Origin of the sequence: Massilia consociata, assembly GCF_042432755.1 — a bacterium.
GTDB lineage: Bacteria > Pseudomonadota > Gammaproteobacteria > Burkholderiales > Burkholderiaceae_D > Telluria > Telluria consociata.
Genome location: NZ_JBHLWP010000001.1, coordinates 112,233 through 138,525, shown reverse-complemented (window position 1 = coordinate 138,525; position 26,293 = coordinate 112,233). Strand labels below are relative to the sequence as shown.

Here is a 26,293-nt window from a genome sequence, read left to right as displayed (position 1 = left end):
TTACGCCTGGCGTTCCTGGCCGGGCGACGTCGGCATCAGTTCGGCGATCAGGGCCGACAGCTGCTCTTGTACATCGTATTTTGCCGCATCGTAGGCGCGCTTGAGCGCCCATTCGAACGCGTAAGCGTTGGCGCCGCCATGGCTCTTGAAGACCAGGCCCTTCAGGCCGAGCAGGCTGGCGCCGTTGTAGCGTTCCGGATTGAGCTTCTTCAGCGATTTACGCGCCAGCAAGGCGCCTGCCATCGACAGGAAATTCTCGGTAAAGACGGACTTGACGAAGCGCGACAGGCCTTCGATGGCCTTGAGCGTGACGTTGCCGACGAAACCGTCGCACACGACCACGTCCACGGTGCCCTTGAAGATGTCGTTGCCCTCGACGTTGCCATGGAAATTCAGCTTGCCGCGCGCGTGGTCGGCGCGCAGCAGCGTGCCGGTGGCCTTGACCACGTCGTTGCCCTTGATGTCCTCGGTACCCACGTTCAGCAGGCCGATGCTCGGGCGGGGGATGTTCTCCATGGCCGAGCACAGCACCGAGCCCATGATGGCGAACTGGTGCAGGTGGTGCGGCTCGCAGTCGACATTGGCGCCCAGGTCGAGAATATAGGTCGGGCCGCCCTTCTGGTTCGGCATGATCGAGCAGATCGCCGGGCGGTCGACGCCGGCCATGGTCTTGAGCACGTAGCGCGAGACGGCCATCAGGGCGCCGGTATTGCCGGCCGAGACGGCGGCATTGGCGCTGCCGTCCTTGACCAGTTCGACCGCCACGCGCATGGACGAATCCTTCTTCTTGCGCAGGGCGATCTCGATCGGGTCGTCCATGGTAACGACCTCGGTGGCATTCCTGAAGGTGATGCGGGGGTGCGCCTCGGCGCGGTGCTTCTTGAGCTCGGCGCGCAGGGTGTCTTCGATGCCGACCAGGACAAGCTGGACGTCATCTTGCTTTTTTAGAAACGAAATGGCCGCCGGAACGGTAACCGAGGGGCCGTGGTCGCCGCCCATGCAGTCAATGGAAATTGTGATTGTCATTTGTTGGGGGCTGCCGGCTCACGCGAGGCGGGCGGCAAGATGGGATCGGGCGTGGCTCGTGGCGCGCCGCTGTCCGCGCTATTCAAAATGACGGAGTGCAAGATTGTTGCAGCCGCTGAAAACGGAATCGGGAAAGAAAAAGCGGTGCCACGCAGAAAACATACGTTGCACCGCTTTCATGGTACTAAAAACAAGACGCCGATTACTCGTCGTTCTTGGTCTTCAGGACTTTACGGCCACGGTAGAAACCGTTCGGGCTGATGTGGTGACGCAGGTGGGTTTCGCCGGTGGTCGGCTCGACTGCCAGGTTCGGTGCGGTCAGGAAATCGTGCGAACGGTGCATGCCGCGCTTCGATGGGGACTTCTTATTCTGCTGAACTGCCATGATGACTCCTAATACATAAGTTCTAAAATTCTAACACATTCGACTTGCAAATACATGCAGATCGAGTATCCCACCGGCAATTTTCAGATCTTGCGACCGTCGCTTGCCGACATGTTTAACGCTGCCTACATCAACTGCCTACTGCCATACTCGACTACTGCACGCGTTTGACACGTTTTTTCAGTTGCACTGCAGGTACTGCCCTACGGGTATTACAGGCACTGCGGTACTGCGGTACTACTTATTCTGTACTGCTCATTCGGATTTGAGGTTCTTCAGCGCCGCGAACGGCGAGACCTTCTCGGTCTTCAGGGCGTCCAGGAGCTTCGTGTCCGGACATACCTCGTGTTTCGGTGCCTGCGGCAGGGCCAGCAGGGCTTCATCTTCCAGCAACTGCCGGATATCGCAAGTGTGGCTGCCGACGATCACGTCGATACTCTCGTCGTCGAGGATCTCCTCGATCTGGTCGGCTTCCTCGTCGTCCTTGCCGAGCACCAGCATGGTGGACGAATCGATCTGGTACTCGAAGGGCGCCAGGCAACGCTGGCAGACCAGCTTCACGGGACCGGCAACCGACAGGGTCATCGAGGGATAGCCCTGCCTGGTCAGGTCGCCGTCGATCGCCCAGCGGATCTCGCCGGAAGAATCGGCGCAATCTGCTGCCAGGCGGCTCATGTCGGCGACCGGCGTCACGCCCTCGCGGTGTCCTTTATTCCGGCAAAACTCGAAGGCGTCGATGACAAAAGCGCTCATTTGGAAAACTTCCCCGGAAAACCTGCGATAATAACAGGCTTCTCCCCGCAGAGTCAAAGACTTGCGACGTTTTTGGGCGCATTGGCCTGCCATCCGTTGCGCGCTGTTCGCATCGTTACCGGCATCGCTCCAGCATCTATCAGCTTTGCTTGCCGGAGCCATTTATCTATTTGTTTTGCTTATACTTTTTTAGATAGACCGCAATGATACCAAGTTCCGCGCCGCCGCGCCTCATTCTTGCATCCAGCTCAGCGTACCGGCGCGAACTGCTGTCCCGCCTGCAGCTCCCTTTCGAGGCGATCGCCCCCGGCATCGACGAGACGCCGCGCGCGGGCGAGGCGCCGCAAGACACCGCCCTGCGCCTGGCGCGCGACAAGGCGGCCGCGGTCGCACGCCGCGCGCCCGGCGCGCTCGTGATCGGCTCGGACCAGGTCGCCACGCTCGACGGCATGCAGATCGGCAAACCAGGCGACCATGCCCGTGCGCTGGAACAATTGCAGCTGATGCGCGGCCGCCGTGTCGTCTTCCATACGGCGCTCTGCCTGTGGGACAGCCGGGTGGCCGACCCCGCCGCCGCCGCCCAGGTCGAGAATGTGCAGGTCTTCGTCGACTTCCGCGACCTGCCCGATGCGGAGCTGGACGCCTACCTGCGCATCGAGCAACCCTACGACTGCGCCGGCAGCGCCAAGAACGAAGGCCTCGGCATCGCCCTGCTTCGCCGAATCGAATCGAGCGATCCGACCGCCCTCACCGGCCTGCCCCTGATTGCCCTGACCGGCATGCTGCGCCGCGCCGGCGTGCCGTTCTTCGGCCTGTAAACCCTGATTGACCTGAACGATGCCCGGAACCCTTTACCTGATCCCGAATACCCTTGGCCCGCTTGACGCCGCACCCGGCGCCCTGGGCGCCCTGCTGCCGACACAGGTGCAGGCACTGACCTCGAAGCTCGATTACTTCGTGGCCGAGAACGCCAAGACCGCGCGCGCCTTTCTGAAACTGATTGCGATCGACCATCCGCTGGCCAGGCCATTGCAGGAAATCGAGATCGCCGAGCTGAACGTGAACACCCCGCCGGCGGCCTTGACCCAGTTGCTGGCCCCGCTGCTGGCGGGGCGCGACGCCGGCCTGGTGTCGGAAGCCGGCGTGCCGGCGGTGGCCGACCCGGGCGCGGACCTGGTGCGCCTGGCGCACCAGCACGGCATCCCGGTGCGGCCGCTGGTCGGCCCCTCGTCGCTGCTGCTGGCCGTGATGGCAAGCGGCTTGAACGGACAGAGTTTCGCCTTCAACGGCTACCTGCCGACCGACGCCGCCCAGCGCACCAAGCGCATCCAGCAACTCGAGGGCCGCTCGCGCGCGGAGAAGCAGACCCAGCTCTTGATCGAGACACCGTATCGCAACGGGCAGATGCTGGACGCGCTGGTGGCAAGCTGCCAGCCGGGAACGCTCGTTTGCGTGGCGACCGATCTGTCGCTGGCGAGCGAGTCGGTCAGGACGATGACGGCGGCAAAGTGGAAGGCGGCGCTGATGGCAGGAAAAGGGCCGGATTTTCACAAGAAGCCGACGGTCTTCCTGTTCCTGGCAGCCTGAGTTCGCCGGGCGCCCGAGCGCGACAGCCCCTCAATGCGCCTCGTGCGTCAGCTCCCTCACCCAGTCGAACGCCTCCAGCTCGATCTCGCGGATCTTCGCCACGCTCAGCCCCAGCTTGCGCAGCGCGTTGTACAGCTTGCACCCGCCTTCCGCCGCTTCCAGCAGCTCGGCGATGCGCAGCATGGTGCCGAAATCGCCTTCGCGGTGCAGCAGTGCGGCGCGCACGTCGTCGGCTACCTCGACGTTGTCGAGGATATCCCGCATCGGGATCGAGAACAGGGCGTCGGCCAACGACATGATCCCCACCGTAAAGGCGCGGTCGGCGCTGGCGGCGTCGTTCGGGCGCACGGCCAGCGTCATCAGCTCGAGCAGCTTGCCGCGCGTCGTGGCCAGCTGGAGCAGCGGCGAGGCCAGCTCCGCGCCGCCGCTCGCCGTCGTATACAACAGGATCTGCAGCCAGCGCTGCAGCTGGCGCCGGCCGAGCTGGCTCAGCGCCTGCGACAGCGATTCCACCTGCGGACCGGGCGCCGCGCGGCTGTTCACCAGGCGCAGCAGGTTCAGGCTGATCAGGGCGTCGCGCTTGACCGCGGTTTCGATCACCTGGCTGTCCGCGTCGGAACTCACCAGTTCCAGCAGGCGCAGGACCGCCATTTCCGACGGCGTGATCTTCTTGCCGGTCAGGATGACCGGACGCGCGAAATAATAGCCCTGGAAGTATTCGAAGCCGAGGTCCATGCACAGCCTGAATTCGTCGAGGGTCTCGACCTTTTCCGCCAACAGCTTCTTGCCCGTACCCTTGAGCGAATCGGCCAGGCGCGCCAGGTTCTCGCGCGGCACGACCTTGACGTCGACCTTGATCACGTCCACCAAAGCGAGCAGCCGGTCGAGCTCCGGGGAGTACTCGACCACGTCGTCGACGGCGAACTTGAAACCGAGTTCCTTCAGCTCCGCAACGCGCGCCAATAACGCCCGAGTCGGCTTGACGGTTTCGAGGATTTCGAGGATAACCTTATGGGGAGGCAGGAAGCGTACGAAGTCGCTCATCAGGACGACTTCATCGACGTTGACGAAAGCTAATTGCTCGCCGACCACCTGCTCCATGCCCAGCTGGGAAGCATGCGAAATGACCGCCGCCGTCGCCGCGGCATTGTCGGTCAGCTTCGCGTCGTCATCCTCGCCGGCTGCGCGAAACAGCAGCTCGAATGCGACGAGGTGCTGATCACGGCCGAGGATAGGCTGACGCGCGAGGAAAAAATCGTTGGACGGCGCGGACGCCGCTGCCGTTACTTCGGCATGCATCTAGAAACTCCCGGAAACTGTTGCGGCATGGACGAGCCTGCAGGCAGGTGCGTTCGCACCCGCCTGGAAACTATACTACAGATTCGACTATATTAGCATTTTTACATCGAATCAGCCCATCAGCCGTTGTTTTTGCCCCGGTTTCCGCCGGAACGCGGGCCGCCCGGACGCGAAGCGTCCGAACGGGTTCCCGATGTGCGCGGCCCTTCCTTGCGCGGGCCGCCGCTGCGGGTAGCCGTGCCGCGTCCTTCGCCGCCGCCAGGCGCAGCCGGGCGCTTGCCGGCGGTACGCGATTCGCCCTGCCCCGTTCCCTGCGGCTTGGCGGCGGCGCTGCCATCCGGATGCCAGGCGCGACGCGGCTTCGGACGCGCCTCCGGCTCGGCCGCGCGGCCGCCCGGCTGCCTGGCGCCGCGCGGGTCTTCCTCGCCGTCGCGCACCATGCTCTGGCCCGGCAGGCGCAGGCTGCCCTTGCCCGACAGCGGGCTGGCGCGGCGCGCATTGCCCACCGGCGTGCGCGGCCCGTCCGGGGTCATGCGCGCCGCCGCGCCCGTCACCTGGGTGCCGGTCTCGATCGTGAAGCGCGCGCCGGCATCCTTGCCCAGCACCTGCACCAGGTAAGGCATGGTCTCGCGCAGCATCGGCGCCAGGGTGTACGGCGGGTTCAGGATGAACATGCCGCTGCTGTGCAGGCCGATGCCGTCCGGACCGGGGGTCGAGATGGTGAGCGTGACGTTGAGCCATTCCTTGGCCGGCAGGCGCTTGAGCTTGTCCGGGAACTGGCGCGATTCCATGCGCTGCAGCACCGGATACCAGACTGCGTACATGCCGCTCGGGAAGCGGCCGAGCGCCTCCTCGAGGGCATCGCGCACCTTGCGGTAGTCGTCCTTGACTTCATACGGCGGATCGACCAGCACCAGCGCACGACGCGACGGCGGCGGCAGCAGTTTCTTCAGGCTCTGGAAGCCGTCGCCATGCTCGATGATGACGCGCTTGCCGCGCGCCCGCTCGCCCTGCTCGGCCTTGTGCGCCTCGGCCTTGCGGACATTCTCGTGCAGGATCTTGACGTCGGCCGGATGCAGCTCGAACAGGCGCAGGCGGTCTTCCGCCCGCGCCATCTGGTCCGCCACATAGGGCGAGCCCGGGTAGTAGCGCATCTTGCCGCTCGGGTTCATCCCCTTGACCAGGTCCAGGTAGGGCTGGAGCGCCGCCGGAACATTCGCCGCGTTCCACAGCGGGCCAATACCCGTGTCGTACTCCCCGGTCTTGGTCGCCTGGAAGCTGTCGAGGGCGTAGACGCCCGCGCCGGAATGGGTATCGATGTAGGTGTAGGCCACGTCCTTCTGGTTCATATACAGGTGCAACTGAACCTGTACAAAGTGCTTGAGGACATCGGCGTGGTTACCCGCGTGGAAGGCGTGGCGGTAGCTCAACATAAGCTGGAATTCCTGAGAAAACTGTGGATGCCGCGTCCGAAGGTAGACGTTATGCGGCGAAATTGCCGCCATTATCCACTACAACGCAGTTTCCCGGGCTATTCGTTGGGTGGGCAAGTTTCTTGCCCACCCAACGAAAAAACCGCAGGGCCTCGCGGCGCTGCGGCTTCGTGGCACTGGCGGGAAACGGCGTTTACGCGACCTTCTTCTCGTCGAAGAACTGCTCGTCTTCCGTCGAACCGTGCAGCGCGGTGGTCGAGCTCTGGTTCTGCTGGATGGTCTGGGTAACGGCGTCGAAGTAGCCGGTGCCGACCTCGCGCTGGTGCTTCACTGCCGTGAAGCCCTTCTCGGCGGCGGCGAATTCCGATTCCTGCAGTTCCACGAAGGCCGACATGCCGCGGCGGGCATAGCCGTGCGCCAGGTTGAACATGCTGTAGTTCAGCGCGTGGAAGCCGGCCAGGGTGATGAACTGGAACTTGTAGCCCATGGCGCCCAGTTCGCGCTGGAACTTGGCGATGGTGGCGTCGTCCAGGTTCTTCTTCCAGTTGAACGAAGGCGAGCAGTTATAGGCCAGCATCTTGCCCGGGAATTTCGCGTGGATCGCTTCGGCGAACTGCTTGGCGAAGTTCAGGTCCGGCTTGCCGGTCTCGCACCACACCAGGTCGGCGAACGGGGCATAGGCCAGGCCACGCGAGATCGCCTGCTCGACGCCAGGGCGGACGCGGAAGAAGCCTTCCACGGTGCGTTCGCCGGTGCAGAACGGCTGGTCGTTGGGATCCACGTCCGAGGTGAGCAGGTCGGCCGCCTCGGCGTCGGTGCGGGCGATGACCAGGGTCGGGGTGCCCATCACGTCGGCCGCCAGGCGCGCAGCGTTGAGCTTCTCGACCGCTTCGCGGCTCGGCACCAGCACCTTGCCGCCCATGTGGCCGCATTTCTTGACCGAGGCCAACTGGTCCTCGAAGTGCACGCCGGCCGCGCCCGCGTCGATCATCGCCTTCATCAGCTCGAAGGCGTTGAGCACGCCGCCGAAGCCCGCTTCGGCGTCGGCCACGATCGGGGCGAAGTAGTCGATGTCGTCCTTGCCTTCGGACCACTGGATCTGGTCGGCGCGCTGGAAGGTGTTGTTAATGCGGCGCACCACCTGCGGCACCGAGTTGGCCGGGTACAGCGACTGGTCCGGATACATCTCGCCGGCGACGTTGGCGTCGCCCGCCACCTGCCAGCCCGACAGGTAGATCGCCTTCAGGCCCGCCTTCACCTGCTGCATGGCCTGGTTGCCGGTCAGGGCGCCGAGCGCGTTGACGTAGGGCTCGTTATTGACCAGGTCCCACAGCTTTTCGGCGCCGCGCTTGGCGAGAGTGTGTTCAATCTGCACAGACCCACGCAGGCGCACCACATCGGCCGCCGTGTAGTTGCGCGTGACACCCTTCCAGCGCGGGTTGCTTTCCCAGTCTTGCTGGAGTTCACTGATCTGTTGTTCACGAGTTGCCATGCTGTTCTCCTGATTGAATAAACCTGAGTTGCGAAAGGAATCCGTTGGGTAAATCATAGATCAGTTTGTGCGCAGCACAACAACTCTTATATAAGATATCGAAAGTATTTTTTTGTTTTTATTTTCAATGACTTATGAATTTCATTTCATGATACGGCATGAAATTTCTCACGATGGGAATACGAGAGCCGAATCGATTGCTGCGTTTTCCGCAATGCGCACTCTCCGTTTCACATTGTGGAATCTTCGCTGCTACGACACATGCTTTGAAACAATTGCTTTCGCCTATGTCCCTGATTAAGAGAAATAATTGTTGTAAAAATGCATTTGTATTGACATAAGGAATGAGCGGTGAGAAGCTTGCCACATCATCAATTTCGTCATTTTCCAACTGAAAGCCTTTATGTCCTGCAAGCTCCGCCGTCACCTCCTTCCCTTCCTGTTCCTTGCTGCGGGCTCGGCGTCGGCCGGCGTCATCACCCAGGATGGCGTCACCTTCACCTCCACCTTCACCGGGAATGTTCTGACGCTGGAAATCGATGCGGCCCAGCGTAGCGGCGGCTGGGCGGCGGCAAGCGCCATCGATGCGCTCGCCATCAAGACGATCGGCGACTTCAAGGGCGTCACGATGACTAGTTCGACCGGCGCCGAATGGACCCTGTTGAACAGTGAACTCCGGGCCAGCGGCTGTGGCGGCGCGCCGAGGGCCAGGTCCGGCGACACCTTCAGCCGCCTGTGCTACACGGGCGACGCCGTCGCGCTGGCGGACAACATGGTGTTCACCTTTACCTTCGACGGCGGGCCGACGCTGGCCGCACCACACCTGAAAGTCCACTTCGTCAATGCCAACGGCGCCAAGACCGGCAGCCTGCTGTCGAGGGACTTCCCGTGGCAGGCCGAAACCATCCCGAGCGCACCGGCACCTGCACCTGCACCTGCACCTGCACCTGCACCTGCACCGGCGCCGGCGCCGGTGCCTGAACTGATCCCGCCGCCGGTGATCACCCAACCGGGCAAGACGCCGGGACAGGACCTCGACACCTTGCCGGTTTCCACGGGCGGCAAGGCATCGGAGGACCAGGCAAGGGCGGTGCCGGAGCCGCAGTCGCTGGCCATCGTCGGCGCCGGCCTGGCGCTCATGGGCCTGGTGCTGCGTCGCGGCCGTCGCCGCATCCGCAGCCGCGCCAAGGCCTGACAGCTCCCTGCGCCCTGCCCGACGGGCCGCCTTGTGCGGCCCGTTCTGCTTTCCGGGCCGGCTCTACGGGGACGAAAAAGCTAACTCGGCCATTGGTTAGACGCCTAACAGAGTGCCTTTTGGGAAACGCATAGTCTGGCCTTGCGTGCTCATCGGTACGCATGTTCCGGGCCGTTCGCATGACGCGAAGGCCCGGGCGTTTCCAACTTAAAAGGAGACCGAGTTGAAGACCTTACTACGCACTGCGGCAGCCCTGCTGCTCTCCGCCGGCCTGGCCGCATCCGCCCAGGCGGGCACCCTCACCTACCAGGGCGTGACCTTCACGTCGTCCTGGTCCGGCAACCTGCTGACGCTGGAGATCGACGCCGCCAATCCCACCGGGGACTGGGCCGGCGCCACCAGCATCGGCGCCCTCCAGCTGAAGGATATCGGCAGCTTCGCCGACGTGACGCTGGTGTCGGCCCCCGGCGCGGCCGCCAACTGGACGCTGTCGTCGAACGAACTCAACGCCAATGGCTGCCGCGGCGGTTCGCATGCAGGCACCGGCCTGTGCTACTCGGGCGAACGGGTCGCGCTGGGGGACAACATGGTGTTCCAGTTCGCCTTCAACGGCGGCGTGCCGGCACTCGATGCGCCGCACCTGAAGGTCAACTTCTTCGGCGAGGGCGACCGCAAGATGGGCAGCCTGCTGTCGCAGGCGATCGCCCCGGTGCCCGAGCCGGAAACCTGGGCGATGATGCTGGGCGGGCTGGGGCTGGTGGGGTTCATGGCGCGCAGGCGGCAGAAGAAGGCCTGACCCGAAGCTGGATGTAAAAAAGGCGCGTGCCGTTCAGGTACGCGCCTCTATTTTTTGGTGCGACAAGGCGTTCGGACTCGCTGCGAACTTGGGTCCCCGCCTGCGCGGGGACGACGGTTGTATCGGTAACCTTGGAACTGCCTCCAGCGTTATTCCAGCTACCGCACTTTGCACGTCGTTCCCGCGCAGGCGGGAACCCAATGCTACGTGTGGACCGTTAGCGTCAAATCACTTCGCCAGTTCCACCCGTTCCTGCTCGCCGAACACCAGCTGCCCGCCGCGCACCCGCACCGGTATGGTGTCCTTCGGCCCGAACCTGCCGGCCAGGATCGCCTTCGACAGCGGGTTCTCGATCTGCTGCTGGATCGCGCGCTTGAGCGGACGCGCGCCATACACCGGATCGTAGCCTGCCTCGGCGATCTTCTGCAGGGCATCCTCGTCGATGTCGAGCTTCATCTCCATCTTGGCGAGGCGTTCTTCCAGGTTGTGCAGCTGGATCTTCGCGATGGCGCCGATGTTCTTCTCGTCGAGCGCATGGAACACCACGATCTCGTCGATGCGGTTGATGAACTCGGGACGGAAGTGCCCGCGCACCTCGGCCATCACGGCCAGCTTCACCACTGCCGGCTCGTCGGTGTCCATCGACTGGATCTTGTGCGAACCCAGGTTCGAGGTCATGACGATCACCGTGTTCTTGAAGTCCACGGTGCGGCCCTGGCCATCGGTCATGCGGCCGTCGTCCAACGCCTGCAGCAGCACGTTGAACACGTCCGGGTGCGCCTTCTCGATCTCGTCGAGCAGGATCACGCTGTACGGCTTGCGGCGCACGGCTTCGGTGAGGTAACCGCCCTCCTCGTAGCCCACGTAGCCCGGCGGCGCACCGATCAGGCGGGCGACCGAGTGTTTCTCCATGAACTCGCTCATGTCGATGCGGATCAGCGCCTCCTCGGTGTCGAACAGGAAGTTCGCCAGCGCCTTGCACAGCTCGGTCTTGCCGACGCCGGTCGGGCCCAGGAACATGAAGGAGCCGTACGGGCGGTTCGGATCGGACAGGCCGGCGCGCGAACGGCGGATCGCATCCGACACCGCCTCGATCGCCTCGTCCTGGCCCACCACGCGCTTGTGCAGCTCATCCTCGATGTGCAGCAGTTTTTCCCGCTCGCCCTGCATCATGCGCGACACCGGGATGCCGGTTGCGCGCGCCACCACTTCGGCGATCTCCTCGGCGCCCACCTGGGTACGCAGCAACCGCGGCTTGGCCGCGTCGCCGTCGCTGCCTTCGACCGCTTCCTCGGCCTTCTTCAGCTGCGCTTCCAGTTCCGGCAGGCGGCCGTATTGGAGCTCCGAGACGCGCTGCCAGTTGCTCTGGCGCTTGGCTTCCTCCATCTGGTAGCGCAGGCGCTCGATCTCTTCCTTGATGTGCGAAGTGCCCTGCACCGCCGCCTTCTCGGCCTTGAGGATTTCCTCGTAATCGTTGTACTCGCGTTCCAGGCGCGCGATCTCCTCGCCGATCAGCTCGAGGCGGCGCATGGACCCTTCATCGGTTTCCTTGCGCACGGCTTCGCGCTCGATCTTCAGCTGGATCAGGCGGCGTTCGAGCTTGTCCATCACCTCCGGCTTGGAGTCGATCTCGATCTTGATCTTCGAGGCCGCCTCGTCGATCAGGTCGATCGCCTTGTCCGGCAGGAAGCGGTCGCTGATGTAGCGGTGCGACAGCTCGGCCGCGGCGATGATCGCCGGGTCGGTGATCTCGACCTTGTGGTGCAGCTCGTACTTTTCCTGCAGGCCGCGCAGGATGGCGATGGTGGCCTCCACGCTCGGCTCGTCGACCATGATCTTCTGGAAGCGGCGTTCCAGCGCGGCGTCCTTCTCGACGTACTTGCGGTACTCGTCGAGCGTGGTCGCGCCCACGCAGTGCAGCTCGCCGCGCGCCAGCGCGGGCTTGAGCATGTTGCCGGCGTCCATCGCGCCTTCGGCCTTGCCGGCGCCGACCATGGTGTGGATCTCGTCGATGAAGACGATGGTCTGGCCCTCGTCCTGGGCCAGCTCCTTCAGCACGGATTTCAAACGTTCCTCGAATTCGCCGCGGTATTTGGCGCCCGCCAGCAGGGCCGCCATGTCGAGCGACAGCACCCGCTTGCCCTTGAGCGAGTCCGGCACCTCGCCATTGACGATGCGCTGCGCCAGGCCTTCGACGATGGCGGTCTTGCCCACGCCCGGTTCGCCGATCAGGACCGGGTTGTTCTTGGAACGGCGCTGCAGCACCTGGATCGCGCGCCGGATCTCGTCGTCGCGGCCGATCACCGGATCCAACTTGCCCTGGCGCGCCCGTTCGGTCAAATCGAGCGTGTATTTTTTCAGCGCTTCGCGCTGGCCCTCGGCGTCCTGCGAGTTCACCGATTCGCCGCCGCGCACCGCCGAGATCGCCGACTCGAGGGCCTTCCTTGCCAGGCCATGCTCACGGGCCAGGCGGCCGGCGTCGGACTTGTCCTCGGTGAGCGCCAGCAGGATCATCTCGGAGGCGAGGAACTGGTCGCCGCGCTTCTGCGACTCGCGGTCGGCCAGGTTCAGCAGGGCCACCAGCTCGCGCCCCACCTGCACGTCGCCGCCGGTGCCCATCACCTTCGGCAGGCGCTCGAGCGCCGATTTCAGCGCATTGCCCAGCCCGCCGACATTGACGCCGGCGCGCTGCAGCAGCGAACGGGCGCCGCCGTCGTCCTGGTTCAGCAGGGCGACGAGCAGGTGGACCGGATCGATGTATTGATTATCGTTGCCGACCGCCAGGCTCTGGGCATCCGCCAGCGCTTCCTGGAGCTTGGTCGTCAATTTGTCTTGCCGCATGGTATTGCTCCCTAGTGGTGTTCTTAATTCAGCTTAACTAAGTGAGGAGCAAAATAGGGGCCACTGTCCGCTTTTCAAGATGTGCAATGCGTGGCTGCTTGCCGGGCAGGCATTTTAGTCCATGGTGGTCCTGGGCTCGCCCTGGCTCAGCCCCTTGATGTCGCGCACGTTCTTCTGAACGGCGACGACGGCGAACAGGCTCAGGATGAAGGACATGGCGTAGAAGCCTTTTTCGCTCGACGCCAGCGTGGCGTTCCACAGGCCGACCGTCAGCAGCAGCATGGCCGCGATCAGCGAGACCCAGCACAGGCCAACGTAGATGCCGGTGACCGGAATGCCTTCGCTGCGGTCGCGCACGGTCTTCTGCAGCGACACCGCGGCGAACAGGCCGAACAGCAGCAGGGTCAGGTAATAACCCTTCTCGTTCAGCTGCATCTGGGCGTTCCACAGGCCGATCAGGTAAGCGCTTGCGCCGATCAGGAGCGCACCCCAGGAAGCACCAACGAAGGCAGCGGTCGGGCGTTGGACAGTTTGCATGGCTGATTCCTCTGGTAATGGGTAATGATCCAGCCGCAAACCTATCACGTCCCTTGCGCCTCGCAATTGAGATATGCAGGGGTATCGGCGGGTGATACCGCTAGCCGCGCAGCGCGCGCCATGTGGCGAACCCGGCAACGCAGAACAGGATCGAGCCCACCAGGTGCAGGGCCGTATGCGCGAGCGCCCAGCCAATCTCGCCGCGCTGGAGCAGCAGCACCGATTCGCCCGAAAAGCTGGAAAAGGTGGTGAGCCCGCCGAGGAAGCCGGTGACGGTGAACAGGCGCCATTCCGGCGACAGGTCCGGATGGGCGGTGAAGAAGCCCAGCGCCAGCCCGACCAGGTAGCCGCCGACCAGGTTCGCTGCCAGCGTGCCGAGCTGCACGTAGGCGTGCAGCTTGCCGAGCCAAAGGCCCAGCCCCCAGCGCAGCCAGGCGCCGATCGCGGCCCCTGCACCGACCGCCAGCCAACTCATCGGATGGATGGACGCCCGGCCCACTTGGCCTTGGCGGAGTCGTCGCTGGCCCTGGCATCGACCCAGCGCGCGCCATCGGGCGTCTGCTCCTTCTTCCAGAACGGCGCGTCGGTCTTGAGGTAGTCCATGATGAACTCGCAGGCGGCGAAGGCTTCGCCGCGGTGCGCCGAGGCGCAGGCCACCAGCACGATCTGGTCGAACGGCTTGAGCGGCCCGACCCGGTGGATGACCAGCACCCCCAACAGCGGCCAGCGCGCCCTTGCCTGGGCGACGATGTCTTCCAGCGCCTTTTCCGTCATGCCGGGATAGTGCTCCAACTCCATCTCGGACACCCGCGCGCCCTCGTTCAGGTCGCGCACCGTGCCGACGAAGCTGACCACGGCGCCGACGCGTCCGTCGCCTTCGCGCAGCCGGGCGATCTCGCGCGACAGGTCGAAGTCGCCCTCCTGCACGCGGATCTCGGTGACCGGCCCGGCCGGCGCCGGTGCCTGCGCTTGTGCCGTCGTCATCGGCCGTCCTTCGCCTGGCGCACCAGCAGCTGTTCGATGCGGGTTTCGGTGCGGGCATCGAGCAGCGCCGGCAGCGCCAGCAGTTCGCGCAGCCCGCCGGCCTGGCCGCCCGCGCCGTGCCCGGACTTCGGCCCGGACTTGAGCGAGCTTTGCAGCACCTCGACCTGCAGCTTCAGGCGCTCGCGCGCGAACTCGGCGCCGCTGTCGATGCCGGCCCCGATTTCCAGCCGCAGCAGCTCATGCAGCAGCCTTTCGCGGTTCGCTTCCAGCTGGCGTGCATAGTCGGCACGCTCATCGCCACGGCCGGCGCCGCCGTCGGCTTCCAGCGCCCGCAGCGCCGCCTCGAAGCGGGCGTGCAGGATGGCCTCGTAGCCGCCTTCGAGCGGCAGCAGCGCCTCCCAGCGTGCGCGCCAGTCCTGCGGATTGGTGTGGGCGTCCGGGTTGACGAGCGCGGTTTCCAGCGCCTGGATCAGGCGCAGCTTGTCGCGCACGGCGCCGGCCAGCGCCAGCCCGGCCGCGCGGCGCGCGATGTCGGCATGGTGCTGCACGGCCGCCACCGCGGCATGGTAGCGTTTCTCGATGCGCGCCTCGTGGGCGCGCGGCACCGGACCGATCGCCTGCCATCCGGCCGCCGCCTCGCGCAGCAGCTTGCCGGCGGTGGCGGGGGTGGCATCGGGCGCGGCGGCCTCCAGCCGGGCGCACAGCGCTTCCTTCGCCGCCTCGTGCGCGCGCCGTTCGGTGTCCGCCGCATGGGCCTGCTCCTTGCGCTGGGCGAACAGCGCGTCGCAGGCGGCACGGAAGCGCTGCCACAGCGCCTGCTCGGCCTTGCGTTCGAGCGGCAGCGCGCGCGCATGCTCCTGCCAGCGGTGCTGCAGCTCGCGCAGCAGGTCCACGGCATGGCGGTCGTGCGGGTCGAGCGCCAGCGCTTCCTCGATGAGCTGCTCGCGCACCGCCATCTCGCCCTTGCGCTGCTCCTCGAGCGGACGCTGGAGCGTGTTCAGGGCCTCGGTGAAGAGCTGGTCGAGCCGCTTCTTTTCCTTGCGGTCGATGGCGCCCAGGTGGCTCCAGGCCGTGCGCAGGCGCTGCACGGTGCCGGAGACATGCTTCCAGTCGGCCTGCCCGCTCTCCAGCCGCGCGATCTCGGCCCGGGCTTCATCGACAAGCGCCTGGCCGCGCGCGGCATTGGCGTGGCGCTCGTCGGCCAGATGGCGGAAGTGGGCGGCGGCGGGCGCATAGGCGGTGGTGCAGGCGGCGTCGAAGCGCTCCCACAGCGAACGCGGCGCGGCGCCCGACAGGCTGTCGAGCGCCTTCCAGCGCTCGCGCATGCTGCCCACCTTCTTGGCCAGTTCCGCCATCGACAGGTTCTGCGTCGGCAGCGCTTCGACCGACTTGATCAGTTCTTCACGCGAGACGTTGCCGCCCCAGCGCGCCCAGTCCGACAGGCGCTTGAGTTCGGCGCGCACATGGGCGAGGCGGTCGGCCTGGGCCGGGCTCAAGCGCATGCCCTTGTCCTTGCTTTCCTTGAGCGACTTGTCGAGCTCGGCCGCCGCGCCGAGCGAACCCTGCTGCAGCGCCGCTTCCATCGCGTCGAGACGGTCGAGGAAGTGCTGGTCGGCTCCCTTGTTCTGCGGTTTCGGCTGTTTAGGCTGCTTTGGCTCGGCAGCGGCCGGCGCGGCCGCTGCCGCCTTCTCCTGTTTCGGCGGGCGCACCTCGTGCGGCAGGCTGGCCAGCAACTCGTCGAAGCGGCGCTGGAGCTGCTGGGCCGGCGCGCTGGACGGCAGTGCCGGCAGGCGGCTCCATTCCTTGCGCAACGCATCGGCCTTCAGTTCCGCAAGCGGCTGCGCCTGCCACTGGGACAGTGCCGCTTCGCGCGCGGCAATCGCCGCCTGGTCCTGTTCGAGGGTGGCCAGGCCGGCGCTCAGGCGCGCATGCTCGGTCGCGAATTCGGCCACCAGCGAACGCGGCAGCGAAGGATGGCCGGGGGCGACCAGCGCCGCGGCCTGCTCGCGCTGCAAGGCCTCCAGGCGTTCGGCGAAAGCGGCAGGCTCGAGCCCGGCGGATTCGAGCTGGCGCAGCGCGGCAAGGCGGTCGATCATGGCGCGCTGCAGCTGCACCTGGTCTTCCAGGCGCTTGCCGAGCTCGGCGCGGACGGCGTCGAACTCCGGCGCCAGCTCGGGCGCGTTCGTGACCGCCCACTTGCGGTCGAGCTCAGCGACGTGGTTGGGGGTCAGCAAGGTATCGTTCAGCAGCGCGCGCGCATGCGCCAGCGCTTCCTGGCCACGGCGCAACTCGGCTTCGTGGTGGCGGATGGCGTCGAGCCGCGACTGCATCAGCTTGGCGACGCGGCGATCCAGGTTACGCATTGCCACATGCACGCGTTCGAGCTGGGGCCGGCTGTGGACCAGCTCGGCCGCAGCGAGGCGCAATTCGGAAAAATCGGAAGACAGGATGAAGGCGACGGCGGCGTCTTCGTTACCGTCCAGGTGCTTGAGCTGTTCGGCCTGCTGCTCGCGCGGAGTCGGGGCACCGGCGGCCTGGCCACCCGGCGCGGGCTGGCCCGGCTGCGCACCGGGCTGTCCGCCCGGCGCGTCGCCTTGCGCACCGGCGGCCGGCTTGTCGCCACCCTGCCGCTTGAAAAGGAATTCGAACATGATGAAATCGCACTTCCAAAACCCCCATCATAACAAAGAACCACGGCGCGGCTCGCCCTCCGGACGCTCAGTGCGTCATATAGTACGAGGCTGCCGCGGCATTGTTTTGCCTGATGGAATTTGAGGCCATGGCCGCGCTCGCCGGCAGGCGCTGCCCTGGCGTGGCGGAGTAGGCGCGGTTCTCGTTCTGCCAGGCATCGTGTGCCATCATCTGGTTGGCGATCGCGAACCACGCTTCGCTCGGCACATGGGTGCGTGCTAGGGGGAACAGCTCGCGCTCCTCGCGGTCCAGGCGCTCGAGCAGCAGCTTGCAGCAGCGCTCCAGCGCGGCGCCGAAGCCATGGTCCTGCACCGCGGCGGCCGCATGGGCATCGGCCCGTGCCTCGATCGCCGCCAGGCTCAGGGCATCCAGTTCGGCCAGCAGGGCCTGTGCGGCGCCGGCGCGGCGCAGCGCCGGGATCACGAACTTGTCGAGCTTGCGCCAGTGGCAGTTGTCGAAGGCCACGCGCAACGCATCGCAGGCCAGTTCGAACTGCCGCGGCGTGGCCGCCGCCAGCTTCCACGAACTGGGATGCCAGCGCTCCAGCAACGATTGCAGGCCGATGCGCGCACTGGCTTGCTCGATGGACAGGGCGACCAGCGTGTAGGTTGATGTCAGCATCCGCGTCTCCTCTCAGGAATGCTCCGCCAGTACGTGGCCCGTCTGCGGCCGCGTTGCGTCGACTGGGGAGGCTATTGTTGGGGACAGGCGGCTGCTATTGTTGTTATCGCCGGCCTGTGGGAACTCGTAGTGTAGAGAGATGCTCTGCCTTTGGCTTGAGATGGCACAAACCCAACCCGGTGGACATCGGAGACTTTTTGATAATCGCGATGTCGAAATAATTTCGTCCTACGCGCTCGCCCCCGCTTCGTCCTTCGCTTGCTCCGATGCAAGGGCGGCGCCGAGCCGCATGCCGACGCCTTCCGGAACGGCCCGGGTCAGGCGTACCCGCGGGCACCCGTGCCAGCGCGCGCAGCGCCGCACCGCGGCTGCCACGTCCTGCAGCAGCCGCGCGCTCGTGCGCACGCCTTGCTCGAACACCACATTGCGCAATTCGAACTCGCCGGACTTGCGGTGCGCCTTGGCATCGACCCGGCCCACCAGGGCGCCGCGGCGCAGGATCGGCAGCGTGAAGTAGCCGTACTTGCGCTTGTCCGCCGGGGTATAGCATTCGAGACGGTAGTCGAAGCCGAACAGCTCGAGGGCGCGCCGGCGGTCCCACACGATCGGGTCGAAAGGAGACAGCAGGCTGGTCAGGCTCGGCGCCAGCGCGCCGCTGGCGGCCTGCCGCGCCAGGACGGCGTGCTCGGGATGGATGTAGACCGGGTCGGCCCAGCCCTCGACACGGGCGCGCAGCAGCAGGCCCTCTTCCGCCAGCTGGCGCGGGTCCGGATGCGGCCGCCGCGTGCGGTGGTAGTCGGGTATCCACGACGCCTTTGCCAGCCCGAGCGCCCGTACCGCCCGCAGCACGAAGCTGCGCCGCACTTCCTCCAGGACAGGCGTGCGCGCATCGTCCCATCCCGGATGCACGCGCGCGGCCAGGTCGTAGACGCGCTCGAAATTGTGGCGGCGCGCGATCATCAGCTCGCCGGCCGTGAACAGCGCTTCGAGCGTGCGCTTTTCCGCCTTCCATTCCCACCAGCCGCCCGCTTTTCCATCGCTGCGTTCGAAGTCCGAGGAGCGCACCGGCCCGTTCGTCCGCACGTGCTCGAGCAGCGTAGCAGCCTCCCCCGCGCGCTCGCGCATCCAGGTGGCCGAATATTTCCAGCCCATCGACTCCGGGTCACGCATGCGGTGGCGGTACAGGCCGTAATCCTCGATCGGCAGGAAACAAGCTTCGTGCGCCCAGTATTCGAACAAACGGCCCTCGGCCAGCAGTTCGTCGAGCCAGGCCGGCTGGTAGTCGCCCAGGCGGCTCCACAGGACCAGGTAGGGACTGCGCGCCACGACACTGATTGTGTCGATTTGCAACATCCCCATGCGCCGGATCGCGGCCAGCACGTCGCTCTTGGCTGCGCGCTGGCGACGCGGCTTCAACATGTCCTGGGCCGCCAGGTGCAGGGCGCGGGCAGCGCCGACAGTCAATGTCAGGTCAGGTTCGCTCATTGCACCCATTGTAATGACAAATCAATACCACTGTAAAAAAACACAGTCTTTTCTTGGGCCGGGCGGGAAGTCTGCGCTATAGTAAGCGCCGACCCGACTTACCATTTTAACCATGCGGCTGCTCCATACTTCCGACTGGCACCTGGGCCAGACCCTGCACAATTTCGACCGCACCTACGAGCACCAGTGCTTCCTCGACTGGCTGGTCGACACCTTGGTGCGCGAGGACATCGACGTGCTCCTGATCGCAGGCGACATCTTCGACAATGCCAACCCGTCGGCCGCAGCCCACCGCCAGCTCTACCGCTTCCTGCAGCAGGCCAAGGCCAGGGGGCCGCACCTGCAGGTGGTCGTCATCGCCGGCAACCACGATTCCCCGGGCCGGCTGGAAGCGCCGACGCCGTTGCTGGAAGCGCATGGCATCATCGTGGTCGGCAACGTCGGCAGGAACGGCGATGGCGAGATCGACCTCGAGCGCCTGCTGGTGCCGCTGCGCGGGCGCGACGGCAAGGTGGCCGCCTGGTGCCTGGCAGTTCCCTTCCTGCGCCCGGGCGACGTGCCGCGCGTGGTGGCGCAGGACGAAACGCTGGCGCTGGACCCTTACCTGCACGGCACCGCCCTGCTCTACCGCCAGGCCTTCGCGCTGGCGCAGTCGCGCTGCACCGATGGCGAAGCGATCATCGCGATGGGCCACTGCCACATGGTCGACGGCCAGTCCTCGCAGGATTCCGAGCGCCGCATCGTCATCGGCGGCACCGAGGCGCTGCCGGCCTCGATGTTCGATCCCCAGGTGGCCTACGTGGCGCTGGGCCACCTGCACCTGGCGCAGCGCGTCGGCGGCCACGAGCACCGGCGCTATTGCGGCAGCCCGCTGCCGCTGTCGTTCTCGGAAGTGGGCTACCAGCACCAGGTGCTGCGCATCGAGCTCGACGGTTGCAACACGAAGTCGGTGACGCCATTGCACGTGCCGCGCGCCGTGCAGCTGCTGCGCGTGCCCGCCCAGCCGGCCCCGCTCGAGGACGTGCTGGCCGCACTGGAGGCGCTCGACGTCCCCGAGCAAGCCTTGCACGCCCAGCCCTACCTCGAGGTGCGGGTGCTGCTCGACGGCCCCGAACCGGGCATCCGCGCCCGCGTCGAAGCGGCGCTCGCGGGCAAGCCGGTGCGCCTGGCCAAGATCGAACCGACCCGGCGCTACGCCACGCCCGATGCGGCATCCGAGGCCTTGACGCTCGACCAATTGGCCCAGCTGCAGCCGGACGACATCTTCCGCCGCCTCTGGGCGCAGCGCTTCGGCGACGAAGCCCCGCCCGACCAGCTGGCCGCGTTCGCCGAGCTGACGCATGCCCTGGACGGAGGCGCCGCATGAGGATCCTGCGCATCAGCGGCAAGAACCTGGCTTCGCTGGCCGGAGAATTCCGTGTCGATTTCGAATCCGAGCCGCTTGCTTCGAGCGGCCTGTTTGCCATCAGCGGCCCGACCGGCGCGGGCAAGAGCACCCTGCTCGACGCCCTCTGCCTGGCGCTGTACGACGCCACGCCACGCCTGCTCAAGCGCGCCGGCAGCCAGTTGCCGGACGTCGGCGGCGACACCGTGTCGGCGCTCGACCCGCGCACCCTGCTGCGCCGCGGCGCCGCCGAGGCCTGGGCCGAAGTGGATTTCGCCGGCAACGACGAGATCCGCTACCGTGCGCGCTGGAGCGTGCGGCGCGCCTACGGCAAGCCGGGGGGCGCGCTGCAGCCGTCCAAGATGACCCTGCACCGCCTGCCCGAACTCGACCCGCTGGGCGGCACCAAGACCGAGGTCGCGGCGGAAATCGTGGCGCGCATCGGCCTGTCGTTCGAGCAGTTCACGCGCGCCGTGCTGCTGGCGCAGAACGAGTTCTCGGCCTTCCTCAAGACCGACGAGAACGAACGCGGCGAACTGCTGGAAACCCTCACCGGCACCACCATCTACACCGAGATCTCGAAGCGCGCCTTCGAGCGCTACCGCGCCGAGCAGGAACGCACCAGGATGCTGGCCGCGCAGCTGGCCAACCAGGCCCCGCTGCCGGCACAAGAGCGCGCGAAGCTCGACGCCGACCGCGTCAATGCCGAGCTGGCCCTCGAAGCCGCGGACGCGCGCCGCGCCGCGCTCGAGCACGAGCTGCGCTGGCACCAGGAAGCCGCCAAGCTGGAGCGCAGCGAGGCCCAGGCCGGGGAAGCGCTGGCGCAGGCGCAGGCCGCACTGGCCGCGTCCGCCGAACGGCGCCGGCGCCTGGCCACGCTCGACGCGGTCCAGCCGGCGCGCCCGCTGGTCACCGAGATCACCCGCCTGGAAGAAGAGCGCAAGGCGGCCGTGGAGTCCGGGGACAAGCTCGAAGCCGCACTTGCCACGGCGCTGGAAGCGCGGCGCCAGGCCGTGCTCGACGCCGACGCCGCCCTGGCCGCCGTCGATGCCGCCGACGGCGCGCTGCGGAGCGCGGCGCCGCAGCTCGACGAAGCCAAGGCGCTCGATGCCGCCGTCGCTGCCCTGGCGCCTTCGCATGAGCAGGCGTCGAACGCGCTGGAAGCGGCGCGCACCGAGGCCCGCCAGGCGCGCGGCGTGCACCAGGCCAAGGCGGCCGAACACGAAGCCGCGCGCCGCCAGCGCGACGGTGCGGCGGCATGGCTGTCCGCGCACACGCGGCTGGAACCGATGGCCGCGCAGTGGCCGCGCTGGGACAAGCTGCTGGCCCAGGCCGGCCACGCGGTGGCGGCCGATGCCGCGGCCTCGGCGGCGCTTGCCGCCGCCGGCAGGCAGGCTGCCGAAGCGGCGCAGCACGAGCAGGCCGCCGCTGGCGCCCTGCAGGACGCCAGCGCCCGCCTCGAGGCCCTCGACACCGCGCGCCGCGAAGCGATGGCCGCGCTGGAGTCGAACGACCCGCAGGCGCTGGACAACGAGCGCCATGCGCTCGATGCGCGCCGCGAACGTCTCGCTGCGGCCGACAAGGCCTGGACCGCGCTGGTTACTACCCGGCAGGAACTGGCGGACACCGCCGGCGAGCTCGACCGCGTTGACACGGCGCGCGCCGCCTCCACCCGCTTGCTCGACGAGGCGCGCGCCGCCGCGCCCGCCCTCCTGGCCGCCATGCAGCAGGCCGAGAAATCGCTCTCGGCGGCCGAACTCGCCTGCGCCGCCGACGTGGAGGAACTGCGCGCGACGCTGGACGACGACACGCCCTGCCCGGTGTGCGGCTCGCACGCCCACCCCTACCGCGACAGCGGCCGCGAGGGCGTGCTGCGCAGCATGCTGACGAACCTGCGCGCCGAGGTAAACGCGTGCCGGGTGCGCGTACGCCAGAACGAAGCGGTGCAAGCCACCCAGGCGGCGACGCTGGCCGCCGCCAGCGAGCGCCTCGCATCGCTCCAGCGCGAACGCGCCACGCTCGCGAGGGTCGTGCAGGAACTCGAGGACGAATGGCAGGCCGAACCGCTGGCTGCGGAGGCGCCGGCCGACGCACTGCGCGCGGCCTGGTTCGCCGAAGCACGCGACACGCTGCGCGCCGCGGTGGCGGCGCTGGAGGGCCGCGCCACGGCATTGCGCCGCGCGGCCCAGGCCCGGGATGCCGCCCAGGCCGCCTACGACAAGGCGCACGCCGATCACGCGGGCCTGCGCCGGGCTGCCGACAGCGCCCGCGACAGCGTCGCGCGCCTGCAGGCCGAGCTGCGCGCAGCATCGGTCCAGCAGGAAGCCGCCTCCGCCCAGCTCGCCGCCGTGCTGGCCGAGCTCGATCCGGTGCTGTGCGATGCCTGCGGCGACCGCTGGCAGGATGCATGGCGCCGCAACCCCGGCGCATGGCGCGATGCGCGCGCCGCCGAAGCCGCGCAGTGGCAGGAACAAGCCGCTTTGCATACCCGCAGCGCTGCCGCCGCCGCCACCCTCGACGCCGAGGTGGCCGGCTTGGCGCAGCGGATCGCCCAGGCAGACCGCCACGGGGCCGGGGTTGCAGCCGAATTCAAGCGCATCGATGGCGAGCTCGGCGCCAAGCGCGGCCAGCGCCTCGGCTTGTGGCAGGGCCGGCCTGTGGCCGAGGTCGAACGGGAACTGCTGGCCGCCGTCGCCGCCGCGCGCAACCACCTGTCCGCGCGCCAGGCAATCGCCGCCGATACCGCCCAGCGCGAAGCAGGCGCCCGCACCGCGCTCGCGCAACTGAACGAGCATATCGCCGGCCTCGACGCCGCCGGCGCCCGGGCCGCCGCCGCGCTCGCCGACTGGCTGGAGGATTACCGCCGGAACTGTGAAACCCGCAACGCCCACGGCGGCCACAGCGATCACAGTGGCCACGACAGCGACGACCGGGTCGACCCGGTGGAAGATGCCGCCGAACTGGGCCGCCTGCTGGCCGTCGGCAGCACCTGGCTGGCGCAGGAACGCGCGGCACTGGGCGCCCTCGGCGCGCAGGTGGCCAGCGCCACCGCCGTGCTGGCCGAGCGCCGCGCCCAGCGCGCGCTGCACCGCGAAAGCACCCCGGAAAGCGGCCTGTCCGCCGAAGCGGTGGCGGCCGCGGTGGTGGCGCTGACCGACGAGCGCCGTGGCGCCCACGACCTCGCCACCGAGCTGCGCATGCGCGCCGCGCAGGACGACACCCGCCGCGTGCAGGCCCAGGCCGTGCTGGCCGAGATCGAACGCCAGCAGGCGCAGGAGCAGCGCTGGGGCAGGTTGTCCGAGCTGATCGGCTCGAGCGACGGCAAGAAGTTCCGCAACTATGCCCAGCAGTTCACGCTCGACGTGCTGCTCGGCTATGCCAACGCCCACCTGGCCCAGCTGGCGCGCCGCTACCGCCTCGAACGCGTCACGCACAACGGCGCACCTTCGCTGGCGCTGATGGTGCGCGACCAGGACATGGGCGGCGAGGTCCGTTCGGTCAATTCGCTGTCCGGCGGCGAATCCTTCCTGGTGTCGCTGGCGCTGGCGCTGGGGCTGGCCTCGCTGTCCTCGAACCGGGTGCGCGTCGAGTCGCTGTTCATCGACGAGGGTTTCGGCTCGCTCGACAGCGACACCCTGGGCGTGGCGATGGACGCGCTCGACGCCCTGCAGTCGATGGGACGCAAGGTGGGCGTCATCTCGCACGTGCAGGAAATGACGGAGCGCATCGCCACCAAGGTCCTGGTGCGCCCGGGCGGCGGCGGCAGCAGCGCCGTCGTCGTCGAGTAAACGGATCTGCGGCAAGCCGGGCACGGTCGCGGCAGCCGCCAGGGACCGTCCAGCGTCACTGCAGGGCCAGTCTGCAGTGACGCCGGGCGCCCCGGACCCGGTGGGCTCCGGTACAATGCGCCCTCTGTACAACACGCAATCAATCATGAAACCCGCCCGTATCCTCACCTTCAAGTGCGCCAAGTGCGCCAAGCCGGTCAAGGTCTTCCTGCAAAAGGTCTCGGCCTGCTCGCACATCCAGCCCTACCAGGGCATCTGCGACTGCGGCGAAGTCAAGCGCCACGCGACCGGTAGTCCGGACGCCGTGAAGTCCTACCTCGAATCGACCGACGGCAACTGGCACCACCATCACTGATGAGCCAAGCGATGAGCCGGGTCACATGGCTTGAAGGCGGCGCCGAGCGCTCCGCACAGTGGCGCTCGGAAAGCGGCTGGCCGGCGCCGAAGAAGGTGGTCGTCGCCGACGACACCATGAACGCCGACACCGCCTACCGGCTGGCGCTCGACGGCACCGCCCTGCTCTGGCGCGGCGACTTCCAGAACGCGCGGCAGCTGCTGCAGGCGCTGGTGCGCCGCATCGAGCACAAGAGCGACCGCGCGCGGCGGGCAAAAGCCAAGGCGAATGCCGCACCCGTCCCGGCTGCCGAACTGTTCCACCGCCACCGCCTGCAGCAGCTGCAGCGCGCCCGCACGCTCGCCATGCTCTTGATTCCGTTCGAGCCCGGCCATGCGATCCCGCTGCGCCGCGCGCCCGACGTCGTCGATGCCTGTACCGAAGCCTACGGACCGGCCGACGAAGCCTACGTCGCCTCGCTGCGCGAACTGCTGGGCGTGATCGGCGCGCACGAATGGCGCCGCAAGGGCGTGCGCATCCCGGCGCTGGACGCCAGCATCCACCCGTGGTACGGCGTGTTTTCGCCGGTGCGCGGCGAGTACGTCGAGCTGGTCGCGCAGGCGCCGCTGCCGCACGGCGCGAAGCTGGCCTTCGACATCGGCGCCGGTACCGGCGTGCTGTCGGCGGTGCTGGCGCGCCGCGGCATCGCCCGCGTGCTGGCCACCGACATGGATGCCCGCGCACTCGGCTGCGCCCGCGACAACATCGCGCGCCTCGGCCTGTCGTCGCAGGTCGACGTCATCGAAGCGGACCTGTTCCCCGAAGGCCGCGCCCCGCTGGTCGTCTGCAACCCGCCCTGGCTGCCAGGCAAGCCGAGTTCGGCCATCGAGTACGCGATCTACGACCCGGACAGCCGCATGCTCAAGGGCTTCCTCGGCGGACTCGCCGCCCACCTGGAGCCGGGCGGCGAAGGCTGGCTGATCCTGTCGGACCTGGCCGAGCACCTGGGCCTGCGCTCACGCGAGCAATTGCTCGGCTGGATAGGCGAGGCCGGGCTCGCAGTCGTCGCGCGCCACGACGTGCGCCCGACACACGGCAAGGCGAGCGATCCGGACGACCCCTTGCACATGGCACGCTCGCGTGAAGTCACGTCGCTCTGGCGGCTGCGCGCCGCAGCGTAGATCGACGGCTTGTTGTAGGGAGGGTATTTCTTTCGCCCTGCAAAATCCTTGATTGCATGTGCGGGCGAACCGCGCTATAATCTTTTTCTCAGACGCGGGGTGGAGCAGTCTGGCAGCTCGTCGGGCTCATAACCCGAAGGTCACAGGTTCAAATCCTGTCCCCGCAACCAAATACCATACAGAAGCCCGACTCTTGCAGCCGGGCTTTTGTTTTCTGTGGCAGCAAAAAGCAGCGCAGCACAAGCTGATGAGAGACAAGAAAGACAACGCGACGATCGACCTGCCGGGCTTCGAGCCGGCCGCCCCGCCCGTTCCCGTTGTCGAACCGAAGCGCGCCAGCCCTCGTCCGCGCCGCGCCTCCCTGAAGCAGGAACAGCTGTCGCTGCTGGAAGAAACCGACACCACCGGCCTGCCCGTCTGGCGCCGCGACGACGCGCTCGACCTGACCGGCTTGCCGGTCTGGGCGCCGGCCTCCACCTAG

General features: G+C 67.2%; 22 protein-coding genes, 1 tRNA gene and 1 pseudogene. 10 read left to right on the top strand and 14 right to left on the bottom strand.

What is annotated here, in order from left to right; translation table 11 throughout:
• The 3 genes from plsX to ACFFJK_RS00590 all read right to left on the bottom strand — a co-directional run bounded on the left by plsX (nt 1) and on the right by ACFFJK_RS00590 (nt 2,164).
• Complete coding sequence (gene plsX / locus ACFFJK_RS00600) at nt 1-1,026, bottom strand: phosphate acyltransferase PlsX (RefSeq protein WP_379677131.1); 1,026 nt, start codon at nt 1,024-1,026, stop codon at nt 1-3.
• A 202-nt stretch (nt 1,027-1,228) separates the two neighbouring features.
• A complete protein-coding gene (gene rpmF / locus ACFFJK_RS00595; RefSeq protein ID WP_005666806.1) occupies nt 1,229-1,411 on the bottom strand; it encodes a 50S ribosomal protein L32 in 183 nt (60 codons plus the stop codon).
• 255 nt (nt 1,412-1,666) lie between these two features.
• Nucleotides 1,667-2,164, bottom strand: coding sequence for a YceD family protein (locus ACFFJK_RS00590; protein ID WP_379677130.1), 498 nt, complete (start codon nt 2,162-2,164; stop codon nt 1,667-1,669).
• A 203-nt stretch (nt 2,165-2,367) separates the two neighbouring features.
• Between ACFFJK_RS00590 and ACFFJK_RS00585 the strand changes: the two genes are divergently transcribed.
• Both ACFFJK_RS00585 and ACFFJK_RS00580 read left to right on the top strand, forming a co-directional pair.
• Nucleotides 2,368-2,982 (top strand): Maf-like protein, encoded by a 615-nt coding sequence (locus ACFFJK_RS00585; RefSeq protein ID WP_379677129.1) that lies wholly within the window; start codon nt 2,368-2,370, stop codon nt 2,980-2,982.
• A gap of 19 nt (nt 2,983-3,001) precedes the next feature.
• Nucleotides 3,002-3,751 carry an SAM-dependent methyltransferase gene (locus ACFFJK_RS00580; RefSeq protein WP_379677128.1) on the top strand — a complete coding sequence of 250 codons (750 nt, stop codon included), beginning with the start codon at nt 3,002-3,004 and terminating at the stop codon, nt 3,749-3,751.
• 30 nt (nt 3,752-3,781) lie between these two features.
• On the opposite strand, the gene ACFFJK_RS00575 is transcribed toward ACFFJK_RS00580, so the two are convergent.
• From ACFFJK_RS00575 to ACFFJK_RS00560, 4 genes and pseudogenes are all read right to left on the bottom strand, one after another.
• Nucleotides 3,782-5,050 (bottom strand): EAL and HDOD domain-containing protein, encoded by a 1,269-nt coding sequence (locus ACFFJK_RS00575; RefSeq protein ID WP_379677127.1) that lies wholly within the window; start codon nt 5,048-5,050, stop codon nt 3,782-3,784.
• Between the two features lie 560 nt (nt 5,051-5,610).
• A pseudogene (locus tag ACFFJK_RS00570) lies at nt 5,611-6,483 on the bottom strand (23S rRNA (adenine(2030)-N(6))-methyltransferase RlmJ); the annotation flags it as partial.
• Nucleotides 6,484-6,676: 193 nt separating this feature from the next.
• A complete protein-coding gene (gene aceA / locus ACFFJK_RS00565; protein ID WP_379677126.1) occupies nt 6,677-7,975 on the bottom strand; it encodes an isocitrate lyase in 1,299 nt (432 codons plus the stop codon).
• Nucleotides 7,976-8,099: 124 nt separating this feature from the next.
• Complete coding sequence (locus tag ACFFJK_RS00560) at nt 8,100-8,402, bottom strand: hypothetical protein (RefSeq protein ID WP_379677125.1); 303 nt, start codon at nt 8,400-8,402, stop codon at nt 8,100-8,102.
• On the opposite strand from ACFFJK_RS00560, the gene ACFFJK_RS00555 reads away from it, so the two are divergent.
• Together ACFFJK_RS00555 and ACFFJK_RS00550 are read left to right on the top strand one after the other, a co-directional pair.
• On the top strand, nt 8,379-9,170 hold the full coding sequence (locus tag ACFFJK_RS00555) for a PEP-CTERM sorting domain-containing protein (protein ID WP_379677124.1): 792 nt from the start codon (nt 8,379-8,381) through the stop codon (nt 9,168-9,170). The genes ACFFJK_RS00560 and ACFFJK_RS00555 overlap by 24 nt on opposite strands.
• Nucleotides 9,171-9,393: 223 nt before the next feature.
• On the top strand, nt 9,394-9,966 hold the full coding sequence (locus ACFFJK_RS00550; RefSeq protein WP_379677123.1) for a PEPxxWA-CTERM sorting domain-containing protein: 573 nt from the start codon (nt 9,394-9,396) through the stop codon (nt 9,964-9,966).
• 228 nt (nt 9,967-10,194) lie between these two features.
• Here the strand turns inward: ACFFJK_RS00550 and clpB are convergent, their stop codons facing one another.
• The 7 genes from clpB to ACFFJK_RS00515 all read right to left on the bottom strand — a co-directional run bounded on the left by clpB (nt 10,195) and on the right by ACFFJK_RS00515 (nt 19,125).
• Nucleotides 10,195-12,807: an ATP-dependent chaperone ClpB gene (gene clpB, locus ACFFJK_RS00545; RefSeq protein WP_379677122.1), complete on the bottom strand. Its 2,613-nt coding sequence runs from the start codon at nt 12,805-12,807 to the stop codon at nt 10,195-10,197.
• A 114-nt stretch (nt 12,808-12,921) separates the two neighbouring features.
• Nucleotides 12,922-13,344, bottom strand: a complete 423-nt coding sequence (gene yiaA, locus ACFFJK_RS00540; protein WP_379677121.1) for an inner membrane protein YiaA — start codon at nt 13,342-13,344, stop codon at nt 12,922-12,924.
• A gap of 100 nt (nt 13,345-13,444) precedes the next feature.
• Entirely contained in the window at nt 13,445-13,819 is a 375-nt protein-coding gene (crcB, locus tag ACFFJK_RS00535; protein WP_379677120.1) for a fluoride efflux transporter CrcB, read from the bottom strand.
• Nucleotides 13,816-14,328: a molybdopterin synthase catalytic subunit MoaE gene (moaE, locus tag ACFFJK_RS00530; RefSeq protein WP_379677119.1), complete on the bottom strand. Its 513-nt coding sequence runs from the start codon at nt 14,326-14,328 to the stop codon at nt 13,816-13,818. Before moaE ends, crcB begins: the two co-directional genes overlap by 4 nt.
• Nucleotides 14,325-16,979 carry a DUF349 domain-containing protein gene (locus ACFFJK_RS00525; RefSeq protein ID WP_379677118.1) on the bottom strand — a complete coding sequence of 885 codons (2,655 nt, stop codon included), beginning with the start codon at nt 16,977-16,979 and terminating at the stop codon, nt 14,325-14,327. The genes moaE and ACFFJK_RS00525 overlap by 4 nt, the downstream gene beginning before the upstream one ends.
• A gap of 67 nt (nt 16,980-17,046) precedes the next feature.
• On the bottom strand, nt 17,047-17,640 hold the full coding sequence (locus ACFFJK_RS00520) for a hypothetical protein (protein WP_379677117.1): 594 nt from the start codon (nt 17,638-17,640) through the stop codon (nt 17,047-17,049).
• A 228-nt stretch (nt 17,641-17,868) separates the two neighbouring features.
• Nucleotides 17,869-19,125, bottom strand: coding sequence for a winged helix-turn-helix domain-containing protein (locus ACFFJK_RS00515; protein WP_379677116.1), 1,257 nt, complete (start codon nt 19,123-19,125; stop codon nt 17,869-17,871).
• A gap of 112 nt (nt 19,126-19,237) precedes the next feature.
• On the opposite strand from ACFFJK_RS00515, the gene ACFFJK_RS00510 reads away from it, so the two are divergent.
• From ACFFJK_RS00510 to ACFFJK_RS00485, 6 genes are all read left to right on the top strand, one after another.
• Nucleotides 19,238-20,491: an exonuclease SbcCD subunit D C-terminal domain-containing protein gene (locus ACFFJK_RS00510; RefSeq protein WP_379677115.1), complete on the top strand. Its 1,254-nt coding sequence runs from the start codon at nt 19,238-19,240 to the stop codon at nt 20,489-20,491.
• Nucleotides 20,488-24,297, top strand: coding sequence for an AAA family ATPase (locus ACFFJK_RS00505; protein WP_379677114.1), 3,810 nt, complete (start codon nt 20,488-20,490; stop codon nt 24,295-24,297). The genes ACFFJK_RS00510 and ACFFJK_RS00505 overlap by 4 nt, the downstream gene beginning before the upstream one ends.
• A 145-nt stretch (nt 24,298-24,442) precedes the next feature.
• Entirely contained in the window at nt 24,443-24,652 is a 210-nt protein-coding gene (locus ACFFJK_RS00500) for a hypothetical protein (RefSeq protein ID WP_020656338.1), read from the top strand.
• An 11-nt stretch (nt 24,653-24,663) separates the two neighbouring features.
• Nucleotides 24,664-25,812 (top strand): methyltransferase, encoded by a 1,149-nt coding sequence (locus tag ACFFJK_RS00495; protein ID WP_379677113.1) that lies wholly within the window; start codon nt 24,664-24,666, stop codon nt 25,810-25,812.
• A gap of 93 nt (nt 25,813-25,905) precedes the next feature.
• Nucleotides 25,906-25,982 (top strand) — tRNA-Met (locus tag ACFFJK_RS00490).
• 77 nt (nt 25,983-26,059) lie between these two features.
• A complete protein-coding gene (locus ACFFJK_RS00485; RefSeq protein ID WP_379677112.1) occupies nt 26,060-26,293 on the top strand; it encodes a hypothetical protein in 234 nt (77 codons plus the stop codon).